This is a genomic window from Bacteroidota bacterium (assembly GCA_034723125.1).
Classification (GTDB): domain Bacteria; phylum Bacteroidota; class Bacteroidia; order CAILMK01; family JAAYUY01; genus JAYEOP01.
Window position 1 is genome coordinate 1 of record JAYEOP010000487.1, and the last position, 1,888, is coordinate 1,888.

2 protein-coding genes are annotated in these 1,888 nt (G+C 29.5%); both read right to left on the reverse strand.

The window, feature by feature from the left end; all coding sequences use genetic code 11:
• Positions 1 to 168: 168 nt before the first annotated feature.
• Complete coding sequence (locus tag U9R42_12625; protein MEA3496862.1) at positions 169 to 798, reverse strand: acyltransferase; 630 nt, start codon at positions 796 to 798, stop codon at positions 169 to 171.
• Between the two features lie 3 nt (positions 799 to 801).
• Positions 802 to 1,794 carry a glycosyltransferase family 2 protein gene (locus U9R42_12630; GenBank protein MEA3496863.1) on the reverse strand — a complete coding sequence of 331 codons (993 nt, stop codon included), beginning with the start codon at positions 1,792 to 1,794 and terminating at the stop codon, positions 802 to 804.
• Positions 1,795 to 1,888: the final 94 nt, after the last annotated feature.

A 1,888-nucleotide genomic window follows, 5' to 3' on the forward strand; every position in this document is an offset into this window, starting at 1 on the left:
GGAATCAGAACTGCAAATTTATTTTTAGCTTCGTTTTTTACAACTTTTGTTTTGTAACGAAAAACACCTGCTACTGCAAAGATAAAAATGTAAAGTGTAGCAATTCCCAAATAAATAAATAGCAATAATTGAAGTATGTTAATTATAATCTTAAAGCTTTCCATTTGATTAACTTTTGGGTTTAATTGTTTTTAAAACTTTAGCAGGTACTCCTGCAACAACACTGTATGCCGGGACATCTTTTGTAACCAATGCACCCATTGCTACTACCGAGCCTTTTCCAATTCTTACACCTTTCATTATTTTTGCACTCATTGCAATCCACACATCATCTTCAATAATAATTTCGCCTCTTGTTCCTTCCTCCGAAAAGTGGTCGTCAACTTTGTGGTAGTCATTATCAATTAGTATTACATAAGGTGCAATTCTTACGTTTTCCCCAATAACAATTTTTGAACTTACGGAAATATGTGCTCCGTTTATTCTTGAATTTTTACCAACATGCAATTCCGAGCCTTTATCAACTAAGAGTTTTGCTTTTACAGGAAATGATCTTATTCTTACTTCATCAGCAAGAAAAATTTTTCCTTGAGCTTTTATTATTGGCTTTTTTGTTACTGACACCAAGCTACCAACCTTTGTGCATTTTCGTAAATACCATTTTGCAAGGATAATATTAATAAATCCTTTTATTAGAACAATAATGAGAGCAAAGAAACTAAGTTTTTTTCCACTTGATTGTTCGGATTCTTTTTGCTTAGTTGCAATTTTTGATTTTATTTTAGCTGTAATTCCCATTTTTTAAAATTGTTTTATTCTTTGATTACTCTCATCAATTATTTTATAGTCTCCATTTTTACCTTCAATTAATTTAGGATTTTTTTTGACATTATGATTTTTGAAGTGCCAGAAATATGCTTGCAAAAAAGCTTTTAATAATTTGAATTCTCCTTTTAAAAATAATTGAATTATATTTTTTGGTAAAGAAATAAAAGTAAAAAAGAGTAAAGCAGAAATCAATTGGATAAAAGTGTGATTTCTTTTCATAAAAATGAGTCTGCTTCTTGTCATGTAGTAGGATTTTAAAATAGAATTTTTTCCTACTGAGATTGATTCTTTGTGAAGCACTTTTGATTTTCCGACATAATATATTTTGTAATTGTTTCTTTTTACCATTTCGCACCAATCATGTTCTTCGTAGTATAAAAAATAGATGTCAGGCATTAAGCCAACCTTTTTTATTACTTTCATAGGTAGCATTAGTGCAGCACCATGACCGAATTTTGTTTCACGTATATCATTAAATTGACCTTCATCAATAGCTTTAAAGCCAATTTTACTTCCTCTGCCTGTAAAAGGATTTATAGAATTTGCTCCTGCATATTGAATTAGTTTTTGATTTTCGCTATGGTAATAAATCAATTTTGGGGACATCATTCCTATTTCTGGATTTGATTCAAATTGCTCAACAAGAGGTTCAAGAAATCCTGATTCTACTTCTGTATCATTATTTAGGAAAAGAACATATTTGCCTTTTGCTTCTTTTACACCAAGATTGTTTCCTCCTGCAAATCCAAGATTCTCTTTGCTAATTATCAAATTAATTTCAGGATATTTTTCTTTTATGATTTCAGGATTGTCATTTGGAGAGCCATTTTCAACAATAATTATATCAAGATTAGGGTAGCTTGCTTTTCGTAATGATTCTATCATTTCACAGCTTACTTCCGATTGGTTGTAGTTGACAGATATAATTGAAACTAAAGGTAAATTGTTTTTATTTGTGTTAATCATTCTTTAATTCATTTTTGTTGCTAAATTTTCCAACCATAAATCTAAGACTCTGAAACAAGCATTTGCAAATTAATATTAAAATTCAGAAAATAAT

Coding starts and splice junctions, on each gene's coding strand:
- U9R42_12625 (MEA3496862.1), bottom strand. CDS start 798: ATGGGAATTACAGCTAAAATAAAATCAAAAATTGCAACTAAGCAAAAA.
- U9R42_12630 (MEA3496863.1), bottom strand. CDS start 1,794: ATGATTAACACAAATAAAAACAATTTACCTTTAGTTTCAATTATATCT.